This window comes from Catenulispora sp. EB89 (assembly GCF_041261445.1).
Lineage (GTDB): Bacteria > Actinomycetota > Actinomycetes > Streptomycetales > Catenulisporaceae > Catenulispora.
On the sequence record NZ_JBGCCU010000020.1, the window covers coordinates 17,667 to 44,341 of the forward strand.

Genomic DNA, 26,675 nt, shown 5'->3' on the forward strand with positions numbered 1-26,675 from the left:
TGTGCCGCAACCCGGAGCGCGGACGGTCGTTGACGATCACCAAAGGGGTGCTGTGTTCACCCCGATTCGTGATTTCGTCGACTCCTCAAGGACATCCATGCACGGGTTCGTGAAGAAGGGTCTGCTGCTCTCGCTGGCCGCGGGCTCGCTGATGGTCGGCAGCGCCGGCGCGGCCGCGGCGGCCGACTCGGCCACCACCGAGGGCGCCGCCGCCGACAGCCCCGGGCTGGCCGCCGGCAACGTCGCGCAGGCCGCGGGCGACGTGCCGGTGCAGGTGTGCGGGGACGCCGGGAGCCTGGCCGGGGCCGTGGACAACGCCCTGGAGAACCGCTGCACCACCTGGTACAACCGCTCCTCGGTCCGCGGCGAGGCCGCGAACGACCCGGGCGCGGTGTCCGGCGACGTCGTCGGCGGCGCGCTGAACACCCCGGTGCAGGGCTGCGGCCTGACCGGGACGGCGGCCGGCGTGGACTCCGAGGTCGCCGGGAACTCCTGCGACGACCTGGACACCTCCTCGAAGGCCGTCGCCGCGACGTCCAACGACCCCGGCGCGGTGTCCGGCGACGTGGTGCAGGCGTCGGTGAACGCGCCGGTGCAGCTGTGCGGCGACGCGGTGTCGGTGGGCAGCTTCGGCACCGGTGCCGAGGACAACCACTGCGTGAACGGCTGAGCCGAGCTCGGAACGTGGCTCCGAGCCACGACCGGGACCGGGCTCGAACCGGGCTCGAACCGGGCTCGAACCGAACCGAGGTTGAACCGAGCTCGCACCGAACCGGGCTCGAACCGCGGCCGAGTCCAACTCCAAGTCCGAGTCCGAGTCCGAACTGAGCTCGATCTGAGGTCCGGCTGAGGTCCGGTTGAGCTTGATCGGAGCTCACGCCGGCCTCACGTCGGCCTCACGCCGACCTCGAACTGAGCGCATCGCGCTCCCCCTCCCCGGCTCCGGCCCTCGCTGCGGCGCATGCGAGAGCCGGAGCCGGACTTTCCGAGGTCTTTTGATCGCTCTTTCGAGGGAACAAGGGGTTGGCTCGGCGTGTACTCCCCGCTGCTGGCAGCACACTGACCGTCAGGTCCGCAGCCCAGCGGGGCGCGGCGAGATGGGGAGGTGGGGGGCGCGTGGCGACCCGGCACAGAAAACCCGGTCCGATACGCAAGACCGCTGAGACGCTGCTGGGCGGTGCCGCGGGCATCGGGGCGGTGACCGCGGTGGCCACCGTGCTGCACACCGGCGCGGGCGCCCCCGCCGCGGCCGGCACGTCCGCGCACTCCGCTCCGGCGCGGCCCGGGGCGTCGACGTCCGGCGCGGGCGCCGATCCCGCGGTGGCGGTGACCGGCGACACGCCGGTCGCGGACACGGCGGCGCCCGGAGATCCGGTGCCCAGCGCGAACGGTTCGGTGACACCCTCGGACGCCGGCGGCACGGATCCGCGCATACAGTACGAGCCCACCCACGCGGCTCCCTCGGCCTCGCGCACCTACGGGACGAACGACCCGCTGCCGACCTCGCAGGGCACGACCACGCCGCCCCCGGTGACCCGTTCGCGGCCCTGGACGCCGCCGACCGGGGAGCCGAGCCAGCCCGGCCAGCCCAGCCAGCCGACGCAGACCCCGAGCGGTCCGAGCGGTCCGGTCACCACCCCCGGCGGCCCGACCTCGACGCCGACGTCCTCGCCCTCGCAGCCCGGCGGCGGGAACGGCGGAAACGGAACCGGCGGCGGGGGCGACGGCGGTCTGGGCGGTCTGCTCGGCGAGGTGCTGGGCACGCTCGGAACGGTGACCAACACGCTGCTCGGCGGACTCGGAAAGCACTGATCCGGCCGGATAAGCCCCTGTCAAACCCCGCCAACCTCCGCAGCCCCATCTTTGTCAGTGGTTTGACATTCGTGCCGGCTGCGGAATCATGGTTCTGGTACCACGTTCGGTTTCCGCACCTCGGCGCGATAGCCGTCGCGCTGTTGACTGGCTACCTTGAACTGCACGAGTGCGGAGGCTGAGACGGGAGCGGAGGATGACGCGGCGGGTGAAGCCGGTGGTGTGGCGCTGCTGTGCTGCCCCGCCCGGCCCGGCGTCGTCCGTCCCCGGCCCCGCCGGGAATGACATTTCCCTGATCTTCAGGTCCCGGTGCCACGATCGGGGGCACCAGCTATCGCCGCGACCGCTCCGGGGCATGACGTCCAAGGCTGGGCCGCTGGTCGGACGGCCACCCGACCGGGCGGAAGCGCCGCGCCGGATGGGGCAAACGACCGCGCACGGTGAGGATGTGTCGGCATGATTGTGTCTGGGCCCCCGCCGGGGTCCGCACGGACCACCCACAGGACGGCGGGAATGGCGTCGGCGTTCGACCTCTCCGGTTTCTCGGTCACCGACATGGTCGTCGCCTCCGGCGAACTGCGAGCCGCCACCGCCGGGGCCGCCACCATGGAGGAGGGCTCCGCGGCCATCGTGGACTGGCTGCGGCACGCCTTCACCGACCCCGCGACCGGCCGGCCGGCGTTCGCCCTGGCCCGCATGTTCCACACCGTCACCTGGGACCGCCTCACCCCCGACCTGCGCTCCTACGTCAACACCCGGGACCCGGCGGCGGCCGCCAACGACGACGGCCTGCCCTACCTGACGCTGCTGGCCACCTCCGGGGACCACCCGCACTGGGGCGACCGCCGCAACAGCCGCGACCACCAGGCGATCCCGCTGTCCGCCTCGGACGTGGTGCGGCGCGCACCGCTGGCGCTGGCGCTGCTGGACCGGCTGCTGGGCCTGCAGCCGACGGCCGAGCCGGTGCCGGCGCGGCCGCACGGCGTCGGCGGCGGGGCCGGCGGCGAGGCCTCGGGGCTCTCGGCGCGACTGCGGGACCGGTTCGACGTCTTCCATGTGCCCGAGGCGTTGGGCAGCCCTTATGTGCCGACGCCGGAGTTCGTGCGCGACTACCAGATCCGCTCGGCGATCGCACTGGGCGCGGTGCTGGACTCCGGCGGGCCGGACCATCCGGATCTGCCGGGGGTGCGGAACACGTCCCTCTACACGGCGCTGCTGTATTCGCGGGTGCGGATCCCGGCCGAGACCGCGGCGCTTTTCCGGACGCTGGCCGCGGCGATCCGGCTGGCGCTGACGCCGCTGCTGGCAGTGCCCTTGTTCGCGCCCTCTTCCCCGGCGGCCGGACACCAGGTGTTCGGGGCGCGCAACGGGAACGGGACGGGTACCGGCCTCGGCGGCGCGAGCGGCACCGGGGGCGGCGTGAGCGCCGGGCCGGCCGGGAACGGCGTCCCGGGGCCGGGGCCAGGGCCGTCGGGGAACGGCAATGGGAACGGGAACGGGAACGGCAATGGGCACCGGCCGTCGGTGACGCTGGTGCCGCAGCAGGCCTCCGCGCCGCCTCCGTCGTCCTCCTCGGTGCCCGCCTCCCCCGGCGACGGCGGCGCCGCGGCGCTGGCCGCCGAGGCCGAGCTGCGGGCCTCGCAGCGGCGGCTGACGCAGGAGACCCGGATCGTCGAGACGCTCTACATGATCGGGCAGTCTCTGCACCGGGAGCTGGACACCCGCAAGATCGCCAAGCTCGCCACGGACGCCGCCACCACCGCGATCGACGCCGAGTTCGGGACCTGCTTCTACACCCTGACCTCGACCAACGGCCAGGCCCAGACCCGGTTCGCGCTGGCCGGCACGATCCCGGCCGAGCGCTTCGAGAACCTGCCGATGCCGCGGCCGACCTCGCTGGTGGGCGCGGCGTTCCCGGGGACGGCGCCGATCCGCTCCGGCGACGTCACCGCCGACCCGCGCTACGGGCAGCGCGCGCCGTTCCACGGCCTGCCGCCGGGGCATCCGCCGGTGAAGTCGTTCCTGGCGCTGCCGATCACCACGATCGGCGGCACGGTGCTGGGCTCGATGTACTTCGGGCACTCCGAGCCGAACCGGTTCACCGAGCGCGACGAGCAGATCGTGAAGGGCATCGCCGGCCAGGCGGCCTCGGCGATGGACAACGCGCGGCTGTACCGGCTGGAGCGCGAGACCGCGGTGGAGCTGCAGAACTCGCTGCTGCCGGCCTATCCGCCGCAGCTGGCGGAGCTGGAGATCGCGTTCACGTACCTGCCCGGGGCGCAGGGCACGCAGGTCGGCGGCGACTGGTTCGACGTGATCCCGCTGTCCGGCGGCCGGGTGGCGCTGGTCATCGGGGACGTGATGGGGCGCGGGATCCGGGCCGCGGCGATCATGGGGCAGCTGCGGACGGCGGTGCGCGCGTACGCGGTGATGGACCTGCCGCCGGGGCAGATCATGCACCTGCTGAACCGGCTGGTCTGCACGATGCCGGCCTCGGCGGCGAGCAGTTCGGCGGCGCTGAACGCGCTGAGCGCGACCGGGACGCACCCGGCCGGGATCGGGGCGCTGGGGCCGGCCGACGACGGGGTGGCCGAGCAGATCGCGACCTGCGTCTACGCCGTCTACGACCCGGCCGAGGAGGTGCTGACCTGGGCCAGCGCCGGGCACATGCCGCCGGCGCTGATCACCCCGCAGGGCACGGCGAGCCTGCTGGAGGACGACCTCGGGATGCCGCTGGGCATCGAGGAGGCGGTGTTCGACGAGAAGATCCAGCCGCTGGCCGGCGGCAGCAGGCTGCTGCTGTACACCGACGGCCTGGTGGAGTGCCACAACGCGCCGCTGACGGAGCGCCTGAACCGGCTCTCGACAGAGCTCGTCCGCGCCGACGACGGACCGCTGGCGCTCTCCTCGGCGCCGCTGGGGTCCGAGACGGTGCAGCGCACCTGCGACCGGCTGCTGCACGCGATGCTGTCCGGCGACGAGCACGACGACGTGGCGCTGCTGATGGTCCGGACCCGGCCCACGCGCATCCGCAAGGCGGCGCTGGACCTGGACCCGGACCCGATGGCGGCGCGGGCGGCACGGCGGTTCGTGACGTCCACGCTGGCCGAGTGGGACCTGGCGCACCTGACCGACGACGTGCTGTCGGTGGTGACCGAGCTGGTCACGAACGCCACCCAGCACGCCGCGACGACCAGCCAGCTGGCGCTGCGCTCGCATCCGGGGCGGCTGATGGTGGAGGTCGCCGACTGCGACGGCCGGATCCCGCGGCCGGCGGTGACGCAGGCGATGGACGAGCGGCACCGGGGGCTGCTGATAGTCGCGCAGCTGTCGCAGCGGTGGGGGGTGCGGCCGACGGAGCGCGGGAAGATCGTGTGGGCCGAGATGAGCGGGGGCGAGGCGGAGTAGCGCGCTTCGTTACGCGTTACGCGTCACGGTCACGCGTCAAGCTGAGAAGACTGTTTCAGCCGGGCCGGGCCGCGCCGCGCCGAAGTCCGAAGCTCAGCCCCGGTCTGTTTCCTGCTTCTACTCGCCCTGCTTCTGCTTGGCCTTCTTCTCCTTCGCCAACGGCGCCCCGCCGCTGATCCCGGCCGCGATGGACGTGGTCGAGGCGGCCTGCGCCACCGTCGTGCCGAGGTCGGTGTAGATCGGCGCCTTGGCCGCGCGGAAGGCCCTGCGAAGCCGCTTGAAGAACTCCATGGCCCGCAGGCTACACGCTCGCCTACAGCAAGGGCCGAAGTTCCTCGCGCACCCGGCGCTCGACCACCGCGAGCGCGAGGTTCGCGTCCTCGCGGGCGAACGGGGCGCCCTCGCGGTCCACGAGCGGGCCGCGGGTGCCGGGCCAGCCGCCGGCAACGCCGAGTTCGCGCAGCGACGTGCGGGCGCCGTTGGCGGCCGGGAGACCGCCGGCCGCGGCGCGGTCCAGGGTGGCCCGGCGGTGGCGCCAGCGCCAGGGGTCCGCGGTGGCTCCGGCGGCGCCGCGCGGGGCGGCGAACAGCAGGCGCGGGACGGCCGCGGCGGCGTGCCAGCCCTCGACGAGGGCCGCGGAGACGCCGAGGCCCGGCAGGCGGTCCACGCCCCGGTAGCCGGCCGCCACCGGCTCCAGGACCAGGCCGTGGATCTCGACCAGGGCCAGGCCCGGGGCTGCGGAGGCCGACAGGTAGACGGTGACCACGGTCTCGGCCGGGTTCGCCATGATGCGGAAGCGGCGGAAGACGCGGGGGTTGGCGGTGCCGCGCGGGGAGGGCAGCAGGCGCAGGGAGGCGTCGGTGGTCTGGCCGACGGCCAGCACCGGGCCGGTGGCGACCACGAAGTCGTCCCAGGCCACCTTGTCCAGCAGGCCCTCCGGACCCAGGCCCGGCACGCCGGCGGCCAGCGCCTCGGTGACGCGCTCGATCAGGTCCTCGACGTCGTAGCGGATCGGGCCGGTCTCCAGCAGCCAGCGGCGGCGCAGGACCTGGCGTCCGGAGCCGGCGAAGGGGCGCGCGGGGTCGGCGAGGACCTGGCGGTCGGAGGCGGCGCGCGCCGCGAGTTCGGCCAGCGCGCGGCGGGCCCAGACGGTCTCGGTGGTGACCCAGCGGTGCGTGCCGAAGCGGTCCCGGCGCAGCTTGTCGACCAGCACGTGGCGGGTCGCCAGGCGTTCGGCGACGACGATCAGCCAGGCCGTGAGGATCCCGGCCAGCGGCGCGAAGATCCACGCCACGAACGGGCTCCCGGGCCCGGCGTCGTGGAAGCGCGCCGGGACGGCGAGGCCGAAGGGCCGAGCCAGGCCGGCGGCGGAGGCGATCGCACCGGCGCCGGCGACGCCCCACACCAGCGCCACGAAGCGGGCCAGCGGGGCGAACGCGGGCGTGACGGCAGGGGACGGGGACAGCGACTGGGGCCGCGCCTCGATGCTCTCCGGGCCGGTGCCGTCGGTCCCGCTGCCGCCGCGCGCGCTGCCGCCGGCACCGGAGAGCAGCAGGCGCAGACCGGCGCCCCAGACCAGCCAGGCGCCGACCGTCCAGACCGACACCAGCAGGGCGACGACGATCAGCGCCACGAGCGCCAGGTCGCGGTGCAGGCGCCGGGTCCGCGCGGCCAGCGCGTGCCGGAGCACCAGGACCTCGTCGACGCCGGTGGAGGGGGCCGGGGCGCGGCCTTCGTCGAAGACGAACTCCTTCAGGGCGCGGCGAGTCAGGGCGGCGTCGAGGTGGACGGCCGCGCAGAGGTAGCGGGTGGCTTCGTCGCCGGGGGCGGGGGCGGACCAGGTGGGGGCGGGGGGCGGGGTGGGGGTGGTCGGGGCGTTGGGTACGGGGCTGGTCACCGGCTCCGTAGTCTCGACGCCGGAGTCGGGGGTCGTCTCCTCCGCCCTGGCCCGCGCACCGCCGCCGAACAGGACCTCGCCGAGGATGTCGGAAGCGCGGCGTAACCGGCCGGCCTCGCCCGACCGGGTCTCGCCGGTCTCCGGCTCGTTGCCCTCGGGCTCACCGGCTCCCGGCTCGGCGTCGTCACCTCCGGCCGACCCAGCACCGTCCGCCGCCCGGCCCGCCGCCTTCAACCCGCACTCCCCACGCTCGCTCGCGCCCTCGCGCCCTGAAGCAGATCATGAACCGCGCTCCCCCCGGACTGCGATCGCATCAGAGTATGGACTACCGGCCGACTGTGCAGCCCGCCACGCGCAGTTTGATGAAGTTGTGACCCGCGGATTGGGATACTTGCCGCCATGTCCGCCGCTCATCCCCGCCACGCCTTCCTCGACCACCCCGGGCCCATCCCGTTCGCCCACCGGGGCGGCGCGGACGGTCCGGCCGGCGAGAACACGATGTCCGCCTTCAAGATCGCTGTCGAGAGCGGCTACCGGTACCTGGAGACCGACGTGCACGCCACGGCCGACGGCGTCCTGCTGGCCTTCCACGACCGGCGGCTGCAGCGCGTCACCGACACCCGGGGCCGGATCAGCATGCTCACCGCCGCCGAGGTCGCCACCGCGCGGATCGGCGACGAGCCGATCCCGACGATGGCGGAGCTGCTGGAGGCGTTCCCGGAGGCGCGGTTCAACATCGACGTCAAGGAGCCCAACGCGATCGCCCCGCTGACCGCGCTGCTGCGGGACGCCGACGCCGTCGACCGCGTCTGCGTCAGCTCCTTCTCCGACACCCGGCTGGGCGCGATGCGCGAGGCGTTCGGGCCCGAGCTGTGCACCAGCGCCGGACCGCGCGAGGCGTTCCGGATCTGGCGCGCCTCCCGCAAGCTGAGAACCGGGGAGACACCTGACGCCGCTACACTGCCGCACCTGGCCGCCGCGTGCCTCCAACTGCCGCCGGCGCTGGGCCGGATCGTGGTGGTCGACGAGCGGCTGCTGGCGGCGGCGCACGCGGCCGGGCTGCCGGTGCACGTCTGGACCGTGAACGAGGCCGCTGACATGGAACGGTTGCTCGACCTGGGCGCGGACGGCATCATGACCGACCGGCTGGACACGCTCAAAACCGTGCTGACGAAACGAGGGACCTGGCCCTGATGCCGATCGACGACACCGCCGACGCGTTCACCGCCGACGGCGCCGCCGCGGGCGGTGCCCAGGCGCTCGCCGCCGGGCCGGCCGTCGCCGGCACCGTCCCGACGCTCACCAACCCTGCCGCCGAGCGCACGGTCGACCCGGCCGCCGCTCCCGACCCGGCCCCCGACCCGGCCCAGATCTCCCGCCGCAAAGGCTGGTACCGCTACGCCTGGGGCGCCCACGCCTTCCCCACCACCGTCACCGCGGTCTTCCTCGGCCCCTACCTCACCGACATCGCGCGCAACGCGGCCGGCGGGGAGAACCACTACCTGCACCTGGCCGGCCTGAGCGTGCGCGCCGAGTCCTTCTACCCCTTCGCCGTCACCGCCGCCGCGCTCCTGCAGGCCGCGGTCCTGCCGCTGGTCGGGGCCGCCGCCGACCGCTCCGGACGCACCCGCGGCCTGCTGGCCGCCGCGATGGGCCTCGGGGTGGTGGCCACGCTGCTGTTCTACACCGTGACCGGCGGCGCGTATCTGTGGGGCGGCGCGCTGTTCCTCGCGGCCTCGCTCGGGTACTCCACCGCCAACGTGCTGGCCAACGGCTACCTGCCGACGCTGGCCGCCCCCGACGAGCGCGACGCGATCAGTTCCAAGGGCTGGGCCGTCGGCTACCTCGGTGGCGCCGTGCTGCTCGCCGTCAACCTGGTCATCTACACCGCGCACAGCCCCCTGGGCCTGAGCCAGTCGCACGCCGCGCGGGTCGCGCTGGCCTCGGCGGGCCTGTGGTGGCTGGTGTTCGGCACGGCCGGCGTGCGGCGGCTGACCGCCGGCACCTCCCGGCTGCCGCAGGCGCAGCGGCCGGAGTCGGGGACCGGCTACCGGCAGCTCGGCCGGACGCTGGCCGCGCTGTCCCGCAACCGCAACGCGCTGCTGTTCCTGCTGGCGTACATGGCCTACAACGAGGGCGTGCAGACGGTCATCTCCTTCGCCTCGACCTACGGCACCAAGGAGCTCGACCTCGGCCAGTCGGTGCTGGCCAGCGCGATCCTGGTGGTGCAGTTCGTGGCCTTCGGCGGGGCGCTGTGGATGGGGCGGCTGGCCGCGCGGCACGGCACGCGCCGCACCATCAGCGGCTCGCTGCTGGTCTGGATCGTGCTGCTGGCCTCGGCGTTCGCGATGACCAAGCACGCCGCCTGGCAGTTCTACGTCCTGGGCTGCGCGATCGGGCTGGTGCTCGGCGGCACGCAGGCGCTGTCGCGCTCGCTGTTCGCGCAGATCATCCCGGCCGGGCAGGAGAGCGAGTACTTCGGGCTCTACGAGGTCAGCCAGAACGGCGTGGCCTGGATCGGGTCGCTGACCGTGGCGCTGGCGATCCAGTTCACCGGGTCCTACCGGCTGGCGATCATCTCGCTGGTGGCGTTCTTCGTGCTGGGGCTGGTGCTGCTGGCGCGGACCGATCTGCGCACGGCGATCCGCACCGCCGGAAATCCGGTGCCCGAGCGTCTGTAGCCGCCGCGGGCCGAACGGGACCGCCCGGGACGGTCCGTGCCGCACGGCCCTTTCGGGGCTTTCCCCAGGTCGTCATCACGCTGTGTGATAAACCCCACGTCGCACTACTCCTATGAGCTGACTCAAGACGTTTGCCCGTTTTTGCCCGGTGGAACCGTTCCGTGGGAGGCTCGGGGAGCACACCCGCCCGCGCCGACCGGCCACGGCCCCGGAACAAAACGTGCGCCGCGACGCGTTGTGAGCGGGTGAGACGATCTGGAGGGAACACCAATGAGCGAGCGGGCACTGCGCGGGACGCGCCTCGGCGCGACCAGCTATGAAAGCGACGCGGGGATCGACTTCGCCCCCCGCCAGGACATCGAGTACGTGTGCCCGAACGAGCACCACTTCGTGATGCCGTTCTCGGTGGAGGCCGACGTGCCGCCGACGTGGGAGTGCAAGGTCTGCGGGGCCGTGGCCCTGATCGTGGACGGCACCCCGCCGGAGGAAAAGGCCGGCAAGCCGGCGCGGACCCACTGGGACATGCTTCTGGAGCGGCGCACGGTGGCCGACCTGGAGGAAGTGCTGGCCGAGCGGCTGGCCGTGCTGCGTGACGGCGGCATCGCCAACCACGAGGTCATCCGCCCCGCCCCGGCGCGCACCATCGCCGGCCGGGCCAAGAAGTCGGCGGCCGCCGCCAAGGCGTCCTCGGTCAAGACCCCGGCCGCCCCGGCCGGCAAGCCGAAGACCACCGCCGCGCGCTCCGGCGCGCGCAAGGCCGCCGCGCACACGTCCGACTGATCCGACCGGGCGGGAGGCTCTGTGCGAGGGCGCGAGAGCGTCATCCGCGCACAGAACCCATCGTTACGTCTACAGTAGGAACAGCGCAGTCACCCCTTGGGTGTGACTCGCCCACGATCCCCGAGCCGCACTGCATCCCCCCGACAGTGCGGCTCGGGCCTTTTTGTGCCCAGCTCGCACCGCGGCACCGGTCCGGGCCTGTGGCGAGTATAGTCCGAGCCTGACAAACTCACAGCTGAACCGCGGGCCAACCCCGGTTGAATTCGCGGCCGGATTCGGTGTTGGATCCGGCTCCGGTGTCGGCTCCGGTATCGGTTCCGGTATCGGCTCCGGCCGCACAGCTCAGCTTTCAGCGACGCCCCAGCAGCCGGCGCAGGCGGTACTGCATCCCCCAGACCGTGGTGCGCCACAGCGCCTCGGCGACGATGTTCGTGCTCATCTTCGACGCGCCGAGTTCGCGTTCGACGAAGGTGATCGGGACCTCGACCACCTTCATCCCGGCCCGCACCGTGCGCCACGCCAGGTCCACCTGGAAGGTGTAGCCGGCGCTGGCGACCGTGGAAAGCTCTATGCGCTCCAGCGTCTCGCGGCGGAAGAGCCGGTAGCCGCCGGTGGCGTCGGCCAGCTTCATGCCGGTGACCAGCCGGACCCAGGTGTTACCGCCCTTGGACAGGATCTCGCGGTGCTTCGGCCAGCCCACGGTCTTGCCGCCGGGGACGTAGCGCGAGCCCAGGACCAGGTCGGCGTTCTGCTCGACCAGGGCCTTGAGCATCACCGGGAAGTCCTCGGGACGGTGCGAACCGTCGGCGTCCATCTCGCAGATGACGTCGTACTCGTGCTCGATCCCCCAGGCGAACCCGGCCAGGTAGGCCTTGCCCAGGCCCTCCTTGCCGGCCCGGTGCAGGACCTTGACCCGCTCGTCGCCCTCGGCGAGTTCGTCGGCGAGCTTGCCGGTGCCGTCCGGGGAGTTGTCGTCGGCGACCAGCACGTGCACGTCCGGGTTCGACGCGTGCACGCGGGCGACGATCTTGGCCAGATTCTCCGCCTCGTTGTACGTCGGGATGATCACCAGGACGCGCAGGTTCGTCAACGTGCTCGGCCTTTCACAGCGGTCTGGAGGTCGGCGTCGCTGGCGGGTCCGCTCGGGGCCCCCTCGCCGTCCGGGGTACCGGGCAGGGTATCGGCTGGAGTTCTGAAAGCCGGAATCAGGGCACGAGTACGCCGGAGTGTCGTGGCGGCGCCGCCGAGTCCGATCGCGGCGAGCAGCCCGAGCAGCGCGAACACGTACTCCGGCCAGGCGCCGACCCGGTCGGCCAGGGTGATCGAGGTGTTGCGGCGGACCTGCATGTCCAGGTAGCGGGCCTGGTACTCGCCGGTCTGGGCCAGGATCCTGCCGTGCGGGTCGATGACCGCCGAGACGCCGGAGGTGGCGGCCTCCATGGTCCAGCGGCCGTGCTCGACGGCGCGGAAGCGGGCGATCGCCAGCTGCTGGTAGGTCTGGCCGGTGCCCATGTAGGAGGCGTTGTTGCTGGGGACCAGCAGGACCTGGCCGCCGCCGTTGACGGCGTTGCGGACCACGTCGTCGTAGGCGACCTCGAAGCAGATCACGGCGGCCACGGTGACCCCGCCGAGGGTCAGCACGCCCTTGCCGTGGCCGGGCACGAAGTCGCGCGGGATCATGTTGAACCGCGTGATCATCTTGGTCAGGATGCCGCGGAAGGGCAGGTACTCGCCGAAGGGCACCAGGTGCGTCTTGTCGTAGGTGGCACCCATGCCGCCGCCGGGGTCCGGGGTCCAGACGATCAGCCGGTTCAGCACGTTGGTGCCCGCGGCGTTGGCGTTGATCACCGCGCCGACCAGCACCGGGACCCCGACGTCGTCGACCGCCTGCTGGATCTCGGCGGCCACGCCGGGGTCGGAGTAGGGGTCCATGTCCGAGCCGTTCTCCGGCCAGACCACCAGGTCCGGCTTCACGGCCTTGCCCGAGCGGATGTCGGCGGCCAGGACCTCGGTCTCCTTGACGTGGTTGTCCAGGACCGCGGCCTCCTGCTGGTCGCGGCCGAAGCCGACGCGCGGCACGTTGCCCTGGATCAGCGCGATGCGCACCGGCGTCCCGGTGTCCGGGGACTGCAACGGCACCGCGAAGCCCGCGGCGGGGATCGCCAGGGCCCCGACGACCATCAGCGCGGCCCATCTGATCGCGGCGGCCTGCCGGTCCCGGCGCAGGATCACCACGGCGCGCCACAGCAGCGTGCCGGACAGCGCCACCAGGAAGGTCACCAGCGGCGCCCCGCCGACCGCCGCGAGCGGGGTGAACGGCGAGTCCGGCTGGGAGAACGCCAGCCGGCCCCAGGAGAAGCCGCCGAAGGGCCAGCGCGAGCGGCCGAACTCCTCGGTGACCCACAGGCAGGCCTGCCACAGCGGCGCGAAGCGCATCACCGACACCCGCGCCATGCCCCACCCGAACGGGATGAAGTAGAGCGACTCGATGACGCCGACGGCTTCCTGCGCGCCGGGGCCGAAGACCCGCAGCCACTGGAACATCACCCAGCAGAAGCCGGTCCCGAACCAGAAGCCGATGAGCATCCCGCGCCGGCCGGTACGCCCGGACACCATCGCCGAGAACGCGGCCACCGCCAGCGGGGCGACCGGCCACCAGCCGACCGGAGCGAAGGCCAGGTTCAGCGCGGCCCCGGCGAACAGCGCCAGCGCCGCCAGGCGCACCGCCTCGGCGCTCGGCCGGCCGGGCCGCCGCAACCACCGCCGCCGGCGGGCACCGGCCTCATCCACGTTCGCCACCCGGGACCCACCCTAGAAAAGATCTGCGGACACACCTTGTGCGCACCCTATACGAGCGGTGTCTGAGTCCAGGGTCTCAAGGTTGGGGGGTTCGGGAAACAGTCGTAACCTGCTTGAAAGCTGGAGGACATCTTCGGCGGTGAGCATCAAGAAGCGTCCAGCGCAGCTGCGGAAACAGCAGCCGGCGGGTGCCCGAGCACGCGAAAACCCGGCGGCACCCTTCGGACCGGCCGCGGACCCGTTGGTTGCGAGTCCCGCGCGCCGTTGTCTACTGGATCCGCCGGGTTCCCGGTGAAGACCCACCATCTTTCGCCGCATCCGCCGCCGTGCCCCCGTCGAGTCGCCCCGGCGCCGGATCGCACCGCGACGAGACAGGACCACCGTGCGACGCGTGCGGCCGGTGGACGTGGTCACCGACGCTACCCGGACTCCAGGGACTCCTGTCAACCAGTGATCCGACCAGTCGTGGCCTGCGCGAACGCAACAAAGGCGCAGGTCAGGCAGGGGACGGCGAAAGCCGGTGGGGCCGGTGACGATCACTCGGAAGGGCGCGGGGGATTTTTGTGATCGAACCGTGTCGAAAGCGCCGGGCGTGGTGCGGCGGGGCGGGGCGTGGTGGATCGGGGTCGCCGGGGCGGCGGCTCACGACCTCAACGCGGCGGGGGGCGGGGCGAGACGACAGGGTGATTCCGGGTGTGAGCTTGGGGGATTCTCGTAAGCGGGTTGCGGTTTGGGTGTGGGTTTACAGGCTTTTTTACGGCTTCGCGTGGGTGTGGCTGGTTCGGGGTGCGGTGGTGGCGGGTCGGGTGGTTGGGTGGCGGTGGTGGTGTTCACGCCCCCGGCACCGGTGGGGCCTCGTTGGCTGCGGTCGGTGACGGGGGAAGGTCGCAACCCACAACCAAAACCACAGGCCACGGGCCACAGGCCACAGGCGTGGTGAAGGGCCGGCGCCTCCGGCGGGGGCCTCGGCTCCCTCGGGGAACTGGCGCGGGTCCCTGGGGTGGCCGGGTCGGGCGGGGCGGTGGCGGCTGGTGGGGTGGTGCGGTTCGTTCCCCTCGGTCGCGTCGTCAGCCCTACGGGTACAGCGCCGAACCCCGGGAGTAAAGTCCACGCGCTGCGGTCTGGTGGGCCGGTGGCGGTCGGGTACGGCGCGGACTTGACTCCCGGGAACCGGCACTGTAGGACAAGCCCTGCCGACGCGACCGAGGGGAACGAACCGAAAACCAGCCACAGGTGTGGATGGTCTCGGGGCACGACGGCGCGGGCCGGGCGCTGGAGCCGCTGCGGTCGCCGAAGATACCGGGCTCGGGTTCGCTGATCGCCGCCGGTTGGTCGGTCGGTGGTCCATCGATGGGCGGGCGGCGGTTGGCAGGCTCGTTCCTGGCTGCGGCAAGCTGGCCAGGCCCGTGTGGTGACCGAGGGCCGGCGAACTGTGCCGGCCGATCTGTGCCCGCCGATCTGTGCCCGCCGATCTGTGCCCGCCGATCTGCGGCCCCTGCCGGTGCGGGGCTGACTTGCTGCCCTGCGGCGGCCGCGTTGCCGTGATCGAGGCCGCAGGCGGGAGCGCTGACCGGGGGCCACAGCACAGGAGATCGCTCGACCGGCGGCCAGCCTCAGGGACCTGTGCTCGCGCTACCCCGAACCTGTCAAAGCCCTGGCTGGTTTTCGGTTCGTTCCCCTCGGTCGCGTCGGCAGGGCTTGTCCTACAGTGCCGGTTCCCGGGAGTCAAGTCCGCGCCGTACCCGACCGCCCCCGGCCCACCAGACCGCAGCGCGTGGACTTTACTCCCGGGGTTCGGCGCTGTACCCGTAGGGCTGACGACGCGACCGAGGGGAACGAACCGCACCACCCCACCAGCCGCCACCGCCCCGCCCGACCCGGCCACCCAGGGACCCGCGCCAGTTCCCCGAGGGAGCCGAGGCCCCCGCCGGAGGCGCCGGCCCTTCACCACGCTTGTGGCCTGTGGCCTGTGGCCCGTGGCCTGTGGTTTTGGTTGTGGGTTGCGACCTTCCCCCGTCACCGACCGCAGCCAACGAGGCCCCACCGGTGCCGGGGGCGTGAACACCACCACCGCCACCCAACCACCCGACCCGCCACCACCGCACCCCGAACCAGCCACACCCACGCGAAGCCGTAAAAAAGCCTGTAAACCCACACCCAAACCGCAACCAGGCCGCCCAGCCAACCGCAGCTCACCCCCGCCGCACCCGCCCCCGCACCCCCCAGCCCCCTCTACCCCTCTACCCCTCTACTCCTCCCCCAGCCGCCCCGAGTCGAACACCGTCCGTCCCCGCACCACCGTCCGTGCCGCGGTCGGCAGCGGCCGTCCCGGCGTCAGGTCCGGCAGCCCCGGCACGCCCGAGCGCGGGTCCGTGGACCAGGCCGACAGGCGCTCGTCCGCGGCCTGCACGACCACGTCCTCCGGCGCCACGTCCCATACCGCGTACGTCGCCGGCTCGCCGACCCGCAGCACGCCGGTCGCCGTGGCGCGCGAGCCCAGCGCGCGCCAGCCGCCGCGGGTGTGCGCCGCGAACGCCGCGCGCACCGAGATGCGCTGTTCCGGGGTCTGGTGGAACGCCGCCGCGCGCACCGTGCCCCACGGGTCCAGCGGCGTCACCGGCGCGTCGGAGCCGAACGCCAGGGGCACGCCGGCCTTCTGCAGCTCCGCAAAGGGGTTCATCGCGCGGGCGCGCTCGGCGCCCAGCCGCTCCACATACATACCGTCGGCGCCGCCCCAGGCCGCGTCGAACGCCGGCTGCACGCTGGCCACGATTCCGAAGTCCAGCAGCCGCTGGATGCCGCCGGCCGGGATCATCTCGGCGTGCTCCACGCGGTGCCCGATCCGGTAGAGCGCGTCGCGCCCGACCTTCGCCGCCGCCGCGTCGAAGCCGTCCAGCAGGGTCGCCATCGCCGCGTCGCCGATCACGTGGAAACCGGCCTGCGTCCCGGCCTGCGTGCACTCCACCACGTGCGCGGCCACCTGCTCAGCGCTCGCATACGAGGCGCCGAGCGTGTCCTTGTCCGCGTAGGCGTGGCTCAGGCACGCGGTGTGCGAGCCGATCGCGCCGTCCAGGAACAGGTCGCCGCCGGCCCCGACCGCGCCGAGGAACGAGGCCTTCTGCACCGCGCCGAACTCGCCCCAGTACCCGAACACCTCGGGGCCGCGCAGCTCCAGCCCCGCTGCCAGCGCCTGCAGGAAGTCCGCCTCGCCGCTGATGTCCGGGCCGCCGCACTCGTGCACCGCGCCGATGCCCAGCTCCGCGGCCCGCCGCAGCGCCGCCGACTGGTACGCGCCGCGCTCCGCGGCGTCCATCAGGTCGAACGCGGCCTTGCGCACCAGATGGTGCGCCTGCTGCCGCAGCTGCGCCGACCCGTCGAAACCGACCGCGCCGCGCGCCTGCGGCACCGCGGCGAGCAGGGCCGAGGACGCCAGTGCGCTGTGCACGTCGACGCGCGAGAGGTAGGCCGGCCGGCCGTCGACCGCACGATCCAGTTCCTCCAGCGTCGGCGCGCGCCGCTCGGGCCATTTCGAGTCGTCCCAGCCCTGGCCGCGCAGCATCGCGCCGGCCGGGAGGCTTCGGGCGAAGGCGGCGATGCGGTCCAGCGCGTCGGCCAGCGACTCCGCGCCGTGCAGGTCGAGGCTGAGCAGGTTCAGGCCGGTGGAGGTCAGGTGCACGTGGGCGTCCACGAACGCCGGGGTCACCAGCGCGCCGCGCAGCTCGACGATCTCGTCGACGGAGCTGGCGTGCGCGACGTCGGCGGCGCTGTCCGAGCCGAGCCAGGCCACCGCGCCGTCCTCGACCAGCATCGCCGTCGCGAAGGGCTCCTCCGGCGAGTGGATGACGCCGCCGCGCAGCAGCACGCGCGCCGGGAGCGGACGGTCGGGGTCGGGCAGGGCGGTGTTCGTCATGCGGAACAGTGTCTCGTATGCCCGGGCGGGGCCCGGACCAGCCCTCGCCCTGGCGATCAGCTCACGCTGAACGATCAGCTCACGCTGACGGACCGCCCCGGGCTCAGGCCGGCGTCGTCCCGCGCGTCCGCGCCTCGAACGGCGTCGAGAGCACGACCGTGGTCCGCGTGGAGACCTCGGCGGCGGTCCGGATCCGGGACAGCAGCGACTCCAGCTGCCCGGGCGTCCCGACCCGCACCTTCAGGATGTAGTTCTCGTCCCCGGCCACGCTGTAGCAGTCCTCGACCTCTTCCAGGCCCTTGAGCCGGTCCGGCACGTCGTCCGGCGCCGCCGGATCGATCGGCTTCACGGAGATGAACGCCGTCAGGCTCAGCCCCAGCGCCTCGGGGTCCACCACGGCCCGGAACCCCCGCAGCACCCCGCGCTCCTCCAGCTTCTGCACCCGCTGGTGCACCGCCGAGGTCGACAGCCCGATCAGTTTGCCGAGGTCGGTGTAACTCATCCGGCCGTCGGCGACCAGGGCCGCCACGATGTGCTTGTCGATATCGTCCACGCGCTTACCGTAAATCCTGCGGCACCCGGCCGCCTACACGGCATACCCTGCGGATCGTGGCCGATCCGAAGATGCCCCCACCCGTCTCCCGACCACCGCCCCCACGGAGGCGCTGCGCGCCCCCAGCCTTGACCGAAACCGACACCGATACCGGCCTGGTGGGGCGTCTGCTGGCGGAACAGTTCCCGCAGTGGGCCGATCTGGCGATCCGGCGCGTGGAGTCCACCGGCACGGACAACGCGATGTTCCGCCTCGGAGGAGAGCTGTGCGTGCGGCTGCCGCGCATCGACGGCGCCGTGGACTCGCTGCGGCGCGAGCAACGGTGGCTGCCGCGGCTCGCGGCGCGGGTGCCGCTGGCCGTGCCGGTGGCGCTCGCGGTCGGGGAGCTCGGCGACCCGGCCGTGGACCTGCTGCCGGCGTGGAACCTGTTCGAGGGCGAGGCGCGGGCCGCGTTCCGTGCGGCGCTCGGCGTGGACGACGACACCTGGGAGCGCGGGCGCGGCTGGGCCCTGTCGATCGCGCTCGTGGCGCTGCCGTACTACACGCGGCTGGGCACCAACCCGCGGATCGTCGCAGACTCCTGGCACGACATCGACGCGTTGCTGAAAGACGCTTGAGCCCCCAGCAACTTGAGTCTCCATCTACTGGAGCCCCGAAGGTAGGCGCATGAGCGCGGACGACACCCTCTACACCATCGGCGACCTGGCCCGGCGCACCGGACTCCCGGTGAAGACGATCCGGTTCTACGCCGATGCGGGCGTCGTCCCGGAGACCGGCCGCACCCCGGCCGGCTACCGCGTCTACGACGTCGGCGCCGTCGCTCGCCTGGATCTGGTGCGGACGCTGCGCGAGCTCGGCGTCGACCTGCCGACCGTGCGGCGCGTGCTGGCGCGGGAGGCGACCTTGGCCGAGGTCGCCGCCGCGCACGCCGAGGCGTTGGACGTGCAGATCCGGACGCTGCGGCTGCGACGTGCGGTGCTGGGCGCGGTGGCAGCGCGGGGTGCTTCACACCAGGAGATGGATCTGATGCACAGAATCGCCCGCATGTCCGACGCCGACCGCAAGCGCATGATCGAGGACTTCGTCGACAGCTGCTTCGGCGGCGTCGACGCCAATCCCGAGCTGGTCGAGCTGGTGCGCGCGGCCACTCCGGACCTGCCCGACGACGCCACGCCGGAGCAGGTCGAGGCGTGGATCGAGCTGGCCGAGCTGACGCAGGACCCGGATTTCCGGGCGAGCGTGCGGCGGATGGCCGAGTATCAGGCCGCTGAGCGCGCCGCGGGCGACACCACCGGCCTGCACGAGGGGCTGACGGCGCTGGTGCGCGAGCGCATCGGCCGGGCCGTGGCCGACGGGATCGGGCCGGAGTCGCCGGCCGCGGATCCGGTCATCGCCGAGCTCGCCGCGCAGTACGCCGCCACCTTCGGCAAACCCGACGACCCGGCGCTGCGCGAGTGGTTGTGGCGCCGGCTGGAGGTCGCCGCCGACCCGCGTGTTGAGCGGTACTGGAGGCTGCTGGCGGCCGTCAACCGGTGGCCGGAGCCGGAGGCGCTGGGGCCGGTGTTCGACTGGTTCCTGCGGGCTCTGCGGGCGCGGATGGGGCGCTTCGGGGAGTAGTCGCTCCTTTCAGACTTTCAGGAGCGGCAGCTTTCAGAAGCGGCAGGTTTTCAGGACGCGGCGGGGCGGCGGTCGTCGGGATCACCGCCCCGCTCCGGCTCACCGCTCTGCTCCGCGTCCCCGTCCCGCACCGTCCGCAGCCACCGCCCCAGCACGTCGAAGTCCACCCCGGTCAGCCCGAGCAGCGACCGCACGTGGTGCACCAGCGCGCGCCCCGGATGGTTGTCCGCGACCCACTCCCGGTCGGCGGCCGTGACCTCGTCGTCGGCCCACGCGAAATCCCGCCCGCCGGCCCACTGCACGATCTGCCGCGTCTTCCAGTGCAGGTTGAAGTGCATGTCCACGGCGTCCTCGGCCAGCGTCGTGGCCTGCCACTCCACCACCGGCAGCCGCGGCAGCCCCAGGCGCGGCGCGATCTCGTCGTTCGCTCCGTGTTCCCACGCGGTGGCCCAGACCAGCTCCCCGGGGAGCGCGGCCAGCCGCACCCCGAGATCGACCCCGATATCGTCAAGTTCCGCGCCGAAGGGCAGCACGACCCCGTCGACGTCCAGGAACAGCAGCGGCGCGCTCATACTGACCACGGTATGTCAGTGTCCTCAGAATGCCAGCCGAAGCGGCGGATCACGCCACCGTCCGCCCGGGTGCGCCAGGCGGCGGAGGCCACGTACGCCCCGGCAGTCACTCGAGTGTGTCCGGTTCCTGTCAGACCCCTGCTCTACGGTGGGTCACGGTCCGCCGGGCGGCACGATGTGGCAGGCTTGGGGACTAGGGCCAGTTATCTGTCCAATCACCGAGTCACCAAGTCATCCAATCACCGGATCGCCGAACCCCCGAGAGGACCACTGCCGTGCCGCAGAAGCCGCAAGCGAGCCCGGCGGCCGCCGCCTCGATCGAGGCCTGGACCGAGCGCGTCATCACCGAGCGCGAGGTCAGCAAGTCCCGCGCCCGCCAGCTCCGCTGGGTGGCCGGGGAGCTGGCGCTGGTCCGCAACCACGAGGACTTCCCGTTCCGCGCCGCCGACAACGCCGCCGACCTGCTCCAGCCCGGCCCGATAACGGCCTACCTCGACCTGGCCGCCCGCGGCGAGCTCCGGCGCCGTGCCAAGGCCGGCGACGCGCACGCCACCACCGCCTCCATGCGCATCCGCGCCGACTGCCTGAAGATCCTCGGCGAGCACGGCGGAATCCTGGTCGCGGTCGCGGACCGCCCGGGCCTGCCGGAACTGCGCGAGACCGTGGACGGCCCCTCCCGCTCCCAGCTGCGCGACTACCTCGCGCGCCGCGCGGAGACCGCCGGGGCGCCGGCCGGGCGGGTCCGGCTGTTCGCGCTGATCGGCGTGGAGCTCGACACCGGCGCCCGGGTCGGGGAGCTCGCGGCCCTGACCCTCGCCGACCTCGCCGACGACCTCAGCACCCTGCGAGTGGTCCGCCGCCCCCAGGCCCGCACGGTCAGCGAGGCGGTCCACGACACGGTGAAGCTCTCCGACGGCACCCGCGCCGCCCTCAGAGCCTGGCTCGAGGTACGCGAGACGCTGGTCCAGCCGCTGCACGGCAGCCCGAAGGCGCTGTGGGTCTCGGTCATGCCCAACCACGCCGGCCGCCTCAACGTCGAGGGCGAGGCCATCCGCCGGCCCCCGGGCATGCCGCTGATGCCGCGCGGCATGCAGCGCGCCTACACCCGCGCGGTCGTGGAGGCGAACATGAACCTGGCCGGCTCCCCGGGGTGGATCCCGCTGCCGGTGCGCTTCGAGCAGCTGCGGCGGGCCGTCACCGAGCGCCAGCGGCGCGAGGATGACGTCGACCTCGACGCGACCGTCGAAAGCTGAAGACAAAAACTGCGGCGGCCCGTGGAAGAATCCACGGACCGCCGCTCCCCTATGTGCTAAACGCAGGATTCAGCAGCCGCTGCTGAAGGTACCCCGTGCGCTGGCGTGGTTACTGCTGCTGAGGCGGCTGCTGGCCGGGCATGTAGCCGGGCTGCACAGCCTGCGTCGGCTGGTTGGCCGCCGGGTCGTAACCGCCCCACTGCTGCTGGCCCTGCTGCGGCGGCTGCGGGTTGCCCCACTGCTGCTGCCCCTGCTGCCCCTGCTGCCCCTGCTGCCCCTGCTGGGGCGCCGGCTGGCCCTGCTGCGGCTGCGGCTGACCCCAGCCGCCCTGCGGGGGCTGCTGACCCTGCTGCGGCGCCTGGTAACCCTGCTGGGCCTGCTGGCCCGGCTGACCCGGCTGCGCGTAGCCGGCCGGCTGCTGGTAGCCCTGCTGCTGGTACCCCGGCTGGTTGTAGGCCGGCGTGGCGGAGGCCGCGGCGCCGCCGGAGTTGATCGACAGCTGCGCCAGCACCGCCAGCACCACGGCGATCAGTGCGGCGGCCAGCGCCAGGTAGGCGCCGATGCCCAGGCCGATCGAGTACTTGGTGCCCGCCGGCAGGCCGGCGTCCGGGCCGGTGAACGCCTTCTTGGCGTCGCTGGCCTTGCCGTTGAAGTAGATCGCGGCGATGACGGCGAACAGCAGCGCGCCACCGGAGCCGCCGACGGTCACCCAGCCGGCGATCGCCGTCTTCATCACGACCACCAGCACCACGCCGACGATCGCCACCACGGCGGTGACGAGCAGGAGCCAGCCCCAGATCGCGACGATGTCCTTCGCGGTACCGCTCTGGCCGCCCTTGGAGGTCGAGACCTTGGCGATCGCGCTGATCGTGGTGGTCTGACTCTGGCCGCCGATCGCGGCGGGCAGCGTGAGCTTGATGCTGGCCCACGCCAGGAACACGCCGATGGCCGCGACCACGGACAGGCCGCCGGCCGCGTAGAAGCCCCAGACCTTGCCCCAGGTCGCGCCGCCACCGCTGGCGGCGGTGCCGCCGGCGTACGAGGCGCCGGCGCCGTACTGCTGCTGGGCCGGCTGCGCCTGCCCGTACTGGGGCTGCTGAGCGCCCCCCCATTGCCCGCCCTGCTGGGCCGGCTGCTGCTGTCCCCAGCCACCCGGTTGTTGCGCGGGCTGCTGCTGTCCCCATCCCCCGGGCTGGGGGTAGTTCTGATTCGGCTGCTGCGTCATGGGCAGCACGGTACATGGTCCGCCGATGTACTGATAAGACGATCCGCGACCAGATGTCAGTTGGCCCCGATTCGTCCCGGTCTGGGAATGCCGGGATTTTCCTCGGGGCCCGCCTTTTTACGTATTCGCTTGTACGGTGCCTGTCATCAGGCCCGCGTCAGCGTCCTACTGATAACGAGCCGCTGCACCTGATTGGTTCCCTCGACGATCTGCAACACCTTCGCCTCGCGCATATAACGCTCGACGGGGAAGTCCGCGGTGTAACCGTAACCCCCGAAGACCTGCACGGCGTCAGTGGTCACCTTCATCGCCATGTCGGTGCAGAACAGCTTCGCCATCGCCGCCTCGGTCCCGTACGGCAGCCCCGCGTCCCGGCGCCGCGCCGCGTTCAGGTAGGCCGCGCGCCCGACGGCCACCGAGGTGGCCATGTCGGCGAGCATGAACCCGACGCCCTGGAACTCGGCGATCGGGTGCCCGAACTGCTGCCGCGACTTGGCGTACTCCACCGCCGCGTCCAGCGCCGCCTGCGCCAGGCCGACCGCGCACGCCGCGATCCCCAGCCGGCCGGCCTCCAGCGCCGACAGCGCGATGGAGAAGCCCTGGCCCTCCACGCCGATCAGCCGCTCGGCCGGGACCCGCGCGCCGTCCAGCAGGACCTGCGCGGTGACCGAGCCCCGCATGCCCATCTTGTTCTCGGGCTTGCCGAAGGACATCCCCGGGGTGCCGGCCTCGGCCAGCAGGGCGCTGACACCCTTGGCTCCGTCGTCGGAGGTGCGCACCATCAGGGTGTAGAAGTCGGCGCGGCCGGAGTGCGTGATCCAGGCCTTGGTACCGGTGACGGTGTAGGCCTCGCCGCTGTCGTCCTTGTCCCGCACCGCACGCGTGGTCAGCGCCGCGGCGTCGGACCCGGACTGCGGCTCGGACAGGCAGTACGCGCCGAGCTGGTCGCCGCCGAGCATGCCCGGCAGCCACTTCTCCTTCTGCTCCTGGGTCCCGAAGTTCGCCAGGCCGTAGCAGGCCAGGGAGTGCACCGAGACGCCGAGGCCGATGGTGAGCCAGTGCCGCGCCAGCTCCTCGACCACCTGCAGGTAGACCTCGTACGGCTGACCGCCGCCGCCGTACCGCTCGTCGTACGGCAGGCTCAGCAGGCCGGCCTGGCCGAGGGTCCGGAACACCTCGCGCGGGAAGCGCTCGGCGGCCTCGTACTCGGCCGCGCGCGGCGCGAGCTCCTTCGCGCAAAGATCCTGAACCAGCTCAAATAGGGCACTCGACTCATCGGTGGGGAGAGTCCGCTCCACGGCGACCATCAGATGTCCACCACCACGAGCTCGCGGGTGGTCAGGTTCAGGCGCTCGCCGCCGTCGGCGGTGCACACCGCGATGTCCTCGATGCGCGCGCCGTGCTTGCCCGCGAGGTAGATGCCGGGCTCGACGGAGAAGGCCATGCCGGGCTCCAGGGGCCGCGCGGAGCCGGCGACGATGTACGGCTCCTCGTGCGTCTCCAGGCCGATGCCGTGACCGGTGCGGTGGATGAACTTCTCGCCGTAGCCGGCGGCGGTGATCAGGTCGCGGCCGACCGCGTCCAGCTCCTCGGCGGTGATGCCGGGGCGGATCGCCTCGCACTGCGCGGTCTGCGCGGCCAGCAGCACCGCGAAGTACTCGGCGTACTCCGCCGAGGGCGCGCCGAGGCTGTAGTTGCGGGTGGAGTCCGAGCAGTAGCCGTCGGGCATGGCGCCGCCGATGTCCACGACCACCTGGTCGCCGGCCTGGATCACGCGGTCGGACAGCTCGTGGTGCGGGGAGGCGCCGTTCGGGCCGGAGCCGACGATGACGAAGTCGACGGTCGCGTGCCCGGCGGCCAGGATCGCGTCGGCGATGTCCTGGCCCACCTCGCGCTCGATCCGCCCGGGGCGCAGCCACTCGGGCACGCCGCGGTGCACGGCGTCGATGGCGGCCGCCGCCGCACGCAGCGACTCCACCTCCGCCGCGGTCTTGCGCATCCGCAGGTCGCCGAGCACCTGGCCGGCCAGCGTCTGCTCGGCGCCGGGCAGCACCCGGCGGAAGTTCAGGACCTTCTCGGCCCACATGTGGTTGTCCAGGCCCACGGTCCGCAGGCCGGTGGGCAGCCGGGAGGCGACCAGCGCGTAGGGGTCGTCGGTCTCGGCCCAGGCCGCGATGTCCAGGCCGAGCCCGCCGAGCGGGGAGGCCTCGGCCGCGGGCTTCTCCAGCGCTGGCACGACCATCAGGGGGTCGCCGCTCGCGGGCAGGACCAGGCAGGTCAGACGCTCCAGCGGCAGCGCCTCGTACCCGGTCAGGTAGCGCAGGTCGGCACCAGGGCTGATCAGGAGGGCGTCCATACCGGACTCGGCGGCTGCCTTTTGGGCGCGGGCGAGGCGGTCGGTCAGATCATGTGTGTGGTGTGTCACGAGGGCCAGGATAGTGGCCGCGCGGTGATCCATCGATGCGGAGGAATCAGCAGATGTCCGGCGTGGCTCGCCCCGGCGCGCGCCGACGTAACACACGCCACAGCGGTGCCGCGATCGAGCGCGACGGCGGTACCGCGATCGAGCACGACGGCGCGTGCCACCGCATGCCGCCCGCCACCGCGACAGCCTCGCGTGCCGCGACTATCGTCGGCCTCATGAGCGCGAATGCAGCCGCGATCGGCATCGTCGTCGCAGACCTGCCCGTGTCCGTCGCCTTCTACGAGCACTTCGGCCTCACGTTCACCGACTCCGACGCCGCGCACGGCCACGCCGAGGCCGAGCTCGGCCCGGGCCTGCGCCTGCTGCTCGACACCGAGGAGTCCATCCAGTCCTTCACCTCCGCGTGGACCCGGCCGTTCGGCAGCCCGCGCACGACCGTGTGCTTCCAGTTCGAGACGCCGCACGACGTGGACGCCAAGTTCGGCGAGCTGATGGAGGCCGGGTACCACGGGCTGCGCGGGCCGTGGGACGCGCCGTGGGGTCAGCGTTATGCGTCGGTCATCGATCCGGACGGCAGCGGGGTGGATCTGTTCGCGCAGCTCCAGTAGCTCTAAGCAGCACGCTGCGAAGGCCGGTGGGCGTTAGGATCGCCGGATCGTCGGAGACAACGGGAGCGTCGGGAGCGTCATGTGAGCGCGGGGGGCCGGGGCGGCGCCGGGAGCCGGGGCGACGGCGGGGGCACGTCCTCGCCGACGCTGGAGACGGTCGCGGCCGCCGCCGGGGTGTCCCGCGCGACGGTGTCCCGGGTGGTCAACGGCGGCACCCGGGTCTCCCCGGAGATCCGCGCCGCCGTGGAGGCGGCCATCGCCGAGCTCGGCTACTCCCCCAACCGCGCCGCGCGCTCCCTGGTGACCCGCCGCACCGGCTCGGTGGCGCTGGTGGTCAGCGAGCCGGAGGCGCGGGTCTTCAGCGACCCGATGCTGGCCGGCATCACCCGCGCCATCGGCAAGGCGCTGGCCGAGACCGACCTGCACCTGGTCCTGATGATGGCCCCGGCCGACGCGGCGCGCCGCCGCCTGACCCGCTACCTGCTCGGCGGCCACGTCGACGGCGTGCTGCTGATGTCCCTGCACGGCGACGAGCCGCTGCTGAAGGAGCTGGCGAAGGCCGCGCTCCCGGTGGTCCTGATGGGCCGGCCGATGAGCCCCCTGCCGATCCCGCACGTGGACTCCGACAGCGTCGACGGCGCCCGCCAGGCCACCGCGCACCTGCGCGCCCTCGGCCGCACGAAGATCGCCACCATCGCCGGCCCCGCGGACATGTGCGCGGGCGTGGACCGGCTGCTGGGCTACGTCGAGGCGCTGAACGGCGCGCCCGGCATCGTCGCGCACGGCGACTTCAGCATGGCCTCCGGCGAGGCCGCGATGACCGAGCTGCTGCGCCGCGAACCGGACCTCGACGGCGTGTTCGCGGCCAGCGACCTGATGGCCGCCGGCGCGCTGCGGGCGCTGCGCGCGGCCGGCAGGCGGGTCCCGGAGGACGTGGCGCTGGTCGGCTACGACGACCTGGACGTCGCCGAGCTCACCGAGCCGCCGCTGACCACGATCCACCAGCCGCTGCCGGACATGGCGCGCGCGATGGTCGCCTCGCTGCTGACGCAGATCGGCGGGGAGCACGCGCCGGAGTCGGTGGTGCTGCCGAACGCTTTGGTGGTGCGGGCTTCGGCGTGATCGGCGTGCGGGG

General features: G+C 73.0%; 20 protein-coding genes and 1 pseudogene. 11 read left to right on the forward strand and 10 right to left on the reverse strand.

Annotation, left to right across the window (positions count from 1 at the left end):
- The first annotated feature begins 97 nt into the window (after positions 1-97).
- From ABH920_RS33770 to ABH920_RS33780, 3 genes are all read left to right on the forward strand, one after another.
- On the forward strand, positions 98-670 hold the full coding sequence (locus tag ABH920_RS33770) for a chaplin (RefSeq protein WP_370353300.1): 573 nt from the start codon (positions 98-100) through the stop codon (positions 668-670).
- A gap of 446 nt (positions 671-1,116) precedes the next feature.
- Positions 1,117-1,812 (forward strand): hypothetical protein, encoded by a 696-nt coding sequence (locus ABH920_RS33775; protein ID WP_370353301.1) that lies wholly within the window; start codon positions 1,117-1,119, stop codon positions 1,810-1,812.
- A 513-nt stretch (positions 1,813-2,325) separates the two neighbouring features.
- On the forward strand, positions 2,326-5,220 hold the full coding sequence (locus tag ABH920_RS33780; protein WP_370353303.1) for a SpoIIE family protein phosphatase: 2,895 nt from the start codon (positions 2,326-2,328) through the stop codon (positions 5,218-5,220).
- Between the two features lie 117 nt (positions 5,221-5,337).
- Here the strand turns inward: ABH920_RS33780 and ABH920_RS33785 are convergent, their stop codons facing one another.
- Both ABH920_RS33785 and ABH920_RS33790 read right to left on the reverse strand, forming a co-directional pair.
- A complete protein-coding gene (locus ABH920_RS33785; RefSeq protein WP_370353305.1) occupies positions 5,338-5,511 on the reverse strand; it encodes a hypothetical protein in 174 nt (57 codons plus the stop codon).
- A gap of 22 nt (positions 5,512-5,533) precedes the next feature.
- A complete protein-coding gene (locus ABH920_RS33790; RefSeq protein WP_370353307.1) occupies positions 5,534-7,351 on the reverse strand; it encodes a hypothetical protein in 1,818 nt (605 codons plus the stop codon).
- Positions 7,352-7,516: 165 nt separating this feature from the next.
- On the opposite strand from ABH920_RS33790, the gene ABH920_RS33795 reads away from it, so the two are divergent.
- From ABH920_RS33795 to ABH920_RS33805, 3 genes and pseudogenes are all read left to right on the forward strand, one after another.
- Complete coding sequence (locus ABH920_RS33795; RefSeq protein WP_370353308.1) at positions 7,517-8,311, forward strand: glycerophosphodiester phosphodiesterase family protein; 795 nt, start codon at positions 7,517-7,519, stop codon at positions 8,309-8,311.
- Positions 8,311-9,798, forward strand: coding sequence for an MFS transporter (locus tag ABH920_RS33800; RefSeq protein WP_370353309.1), 1,488 nt, complete (start codon positions 8,311-8,313; stop codon positions 9,796-9,798). The genes ABH920_RS33795 and ABH920_RS33800 overlap by 1 nt, the downstream gene beginning before the upstream one ends.
- A 270-nt stretch (positions 9,799-10,068) precedes the next feature.
- Positions 10,069-10,446, forward strand: a pseudogene (locus tag ABH920_RS33805) (RNA polymerase-binding protein RbpA); the annotation flags it as partial.
- Positions 10,447-10,927: 481 nt separating this feature from the next.
- Here ABH920_RS33805 and ABH920_RS33810 read toward each other — a convergent pair.
- From ABH920_RS33810 to ABH920_RS33825, 4 genes are all read right to left on the reverse strand, one after another.
- Entirely contained in the window at positions 10,928-11,668 is a 741-nt protein-coding gene (locus ABH920_RS33810) for a polyprenol monophosphomannose synthase (protein WP_370353310.1), read from the reverse strand.
- Positions 11,665-13,377, reverse strand: coding sequence for an apolipoprotein N-acyltransferase (gene lnt / locus ABH920_RS33815; RefSeq protein WP_370353311.1), 1,713 nt, complete (start codon positions 13,375-13,377; stop codon positions 11,665-11,667). The genes ABH920_RS33810 and lnt overlap by 4 nt, the downstream gene beginning before the upstream one ends.
- A 2,248-nt stretch (positions 13,378-15,625) precedes the next feature.
- Complete coding sequence (locus ABH920_RS33820; RefSeq protein ID WP_370353312.1) at positions 15,626-17,287, reverse strand: amidohydrolase; 1,662 nt, start codon at positions 17,285-17,287, stop codon at positions 15,626-15,628.
- Between the two features lie 103 nt (positions 17,288-17,390).
- Complete coding sequence (locus ABH920_RS33825; RefSeq protein ID WP_370353313.1) at positions 17,391-17,840, reverse strand: Lrp/AsnC family transcriptional regulator; 450 nt, start codon at positions 17,838-17,840, stop codon at positions 17,391-17,393.
- Positions 17,841-17,968: 128 nt separating this feature from the next.
- On the opposite strand from ABH920_RS33825, the gene ABH920_RS33830 reads away from it, so the two are divergent.
- Positions 17,969-18,457, forward strand: coding sequence for a phosphotransferase (locus ABH920_RS33830; RefSeq protein WP_370353314.1), 489 nt, complete (start codon positions 17,969-17,971; stop codon positions 18,455-18,457).
- A 49-nt stretch (positions 18,458-18,506) separates the two neighbouring features.
- The gene (locus ABH920_RS33835; protein ID WP_370353315.1) at positions 18,507-19,457 is read left to right on the forward strand and encodes a MerR family transcriptional regulator; all 951 of its coding nucleotides are present in this window, start codon (positions 18,507-18,509) and stop codon (positions 19,455-19,457) included.
- A 50-nt stretch (positions 19,458-19,507) separates the two neighbouring features.
- Here the strand turns inward: ABH920_RS33835 and ABH920_RS33840 are convergent, their stop codons facing one another.
- On the reverse strand, positions 19,508-20,029 hold the full coding sequence (locus ABH920_RS33840; RefSeq protein WP_370353316.1) for a hypothetical protein: 522 nt from the start codon (positions 20,027-20,029) through the stop codon (positions 19,508-19,510).
- Between the two features lie 275 nt (positions 20,030-20,304).
- Here ABH920_RS33840 and ABH920_RS33845 point away from each other — a divergent pair, with 275 nt between their 5' ends.
- A complete protein-coding gene (locus tag ABH920_RS33845) occupies positions 20,305-21,282 on the forward strand; it encodes a tyrosine-type recombinase/integrase (RefSeq protein ID WP_370353318.1) in 978 nt (325 codons plus the stop codon).
- 109 nt (positions 21,283-21,391) lie between these two features.
- On the opposite strand, the gene ABH920_RS33850 is transcribed toward ABH920_RS33845, so the two are convergent.
- The 3 genes from ABH920_RS33850 to ABH920_RS33860 form a co-directional block, all read right to left on the reverse strand.
- Positions 21,392-22,507: a hypothetical protein gene (locus ABH920_RS33850; protein ID WP_370353319.1), complete on the reverse strand. Its 1,116-nt coding sequence runs from the start codon at positions 22,505-22,507 to the stop codon at positions 21,392-21,394.
- A gap of 146 nt (positions 22,508-22,653) precedes the next feature.
- Entirely contained in the window at positions 22,654-23,814 is a 1,161-nt protein-coding gene (locus ABH920_RS33855) for an acyl-CoA dehydrogenase family protein (protein WP_370353320.1), read from the reverse strand.
- On the reverse strand, positions 23,814-24,965 hold the full coding sequence (locus ABH920_RS33860; protein ID WP_370353321.1) for a M24 family metallopeptidase: 1,152 nt from the start codon (positions 24,963-24,965) through the stop codon (positions 23,814-23,816). Before ABH920_RS33860 ends, ABH920_RS33855 begins: the two co-directional genes overlap by 1 nt.
- A 182-nt stretch (positions 24,966-25,147) precedes the next feature.
- On the opposite strand from ABH920_RS33860, the gene ABH920_RS33865 reads away from it, so the two are divergent.
- Both ABH920_RS33865 and ABH920_RS33870 read left to right on the forward strand, forming a co-directional pair.
- Positions 25,148-25,540 (forward strand): VOC family protein, encoded by a 393-nt coding sequence (locus ABH920_RS33865; RefSeq protein WP_370353322.1) that lies wholly within the window; start codon positions 25,148-25,150, stop codon positions 25,538-25,540.
- 81 nt (positions 25,541-25,621) lie between these two features.
- Positions 25,622-26,662, forward strand: coding sequence for a LacI family DNA-binding transcriptional regulator (locus ABH920_RS33870; RefSeq protein ID WP_370353323.1), 1,041 nt, complete (start codon positions 25,622-25,624; stop codon positions 26,660-26,662).
- The last annotated feature ends 13 nt before the right edge of the window (positions 26,663-26,675 follow it).

What these genes read in the sequence shown, in the direction of transcription:
- ABH920_RS33770 (WP_370353300.1), top strand. Translation starts at nt 98, where the DNA reads ATGCACGGGTTCGTGAAGAAGGGTCTGCTGCTCTCGCTGGCCGCGGGC.
- ABH920_RS33780 (WP_370353303.1), top strand. Translation starts at nt 2,326, where the DNA reads ATGGCGTCGGCGTTCGACCTCTCCGGTTTCTCGGTCACCGACATGGTC.
- ABH920_RS33785 (WP_370353305.1), bottom strand. Translation starts at nt 5,511, where the DNA reads ATGGAGTTCTTCAAGCGGCTTCGCAGGGCCTTCCGCGCGGCCAAGGCG.
- ABH920_RS33795 (WP_370353308.1), top strand. Translation starts at nt 7,517, where the DNA reads ATGTCCGCCGCTCATCCCCGCCACGCCTTCCTCGACCACCCCGGGCCC.
- ABH920_RS33800 (WP_370353309.1), top strand. Translation starts at nt 8,311, where the DNA reads ATGCCGATCGACGACACCGCCGACGCGTTCACCGCCGACGGCGCCGCC.
- ABH920_RS33820 (WP_370353312.1), bottom strand. Translation starts at nt 17,287, where the DNA reads ATGACGAACACCGCCCTGCCCGACCCCGACCGTCCGCTCCCGGCGCGC.
- ABH920_RS33835 (WP_370353315.1), top strand. Translation starts at nt 18,507, where the DNA reads ATGAGCGCGGACGACACCCTCTACACCATCGGCGACCTGGCCCGGCGC.
- ABH920_RS33840 (WP_370353316.1), bottom strand. Translation starts at nt 20,029, where the DNA reads ATGAGCGCGCCGCTGCTGTTCCTGGACGTCGACGGGGTCGTGCTGCCC.
- ABH920_RS33850 (WP_370353319.1), bottom strand. Translation starts at nt 22,507, where the DNA reads ATGACGCAGCAGCCGAATCAGAACTACCCCCAGCCCGGGGGATGGGGA.
- ABH920_RS33855 (WP_370353320.1), bottom strand. Translation starts at nt 23,814, where the DNA reads ATGGTCGCCGTGGAGCGGACTCTCCCCACCGATGAGTCGAGTGCCCTA.
- ABH920_RS33860 (WP_370353321.1), bottom strand. Translation starts at nt 24,965, where the DNA reads ATGGATCACCGCGCGGCCACTATCCTGGCCCTCGTGACACACCACACA.
- ABH920_RS33865 (WP_370353322.1), top strand. Translation starts at nt 25,148, where the DNA reads ATGAGCGCGAATGCAGCCGCGATCGGCATCGTCGTCGCAGACCTGCCC.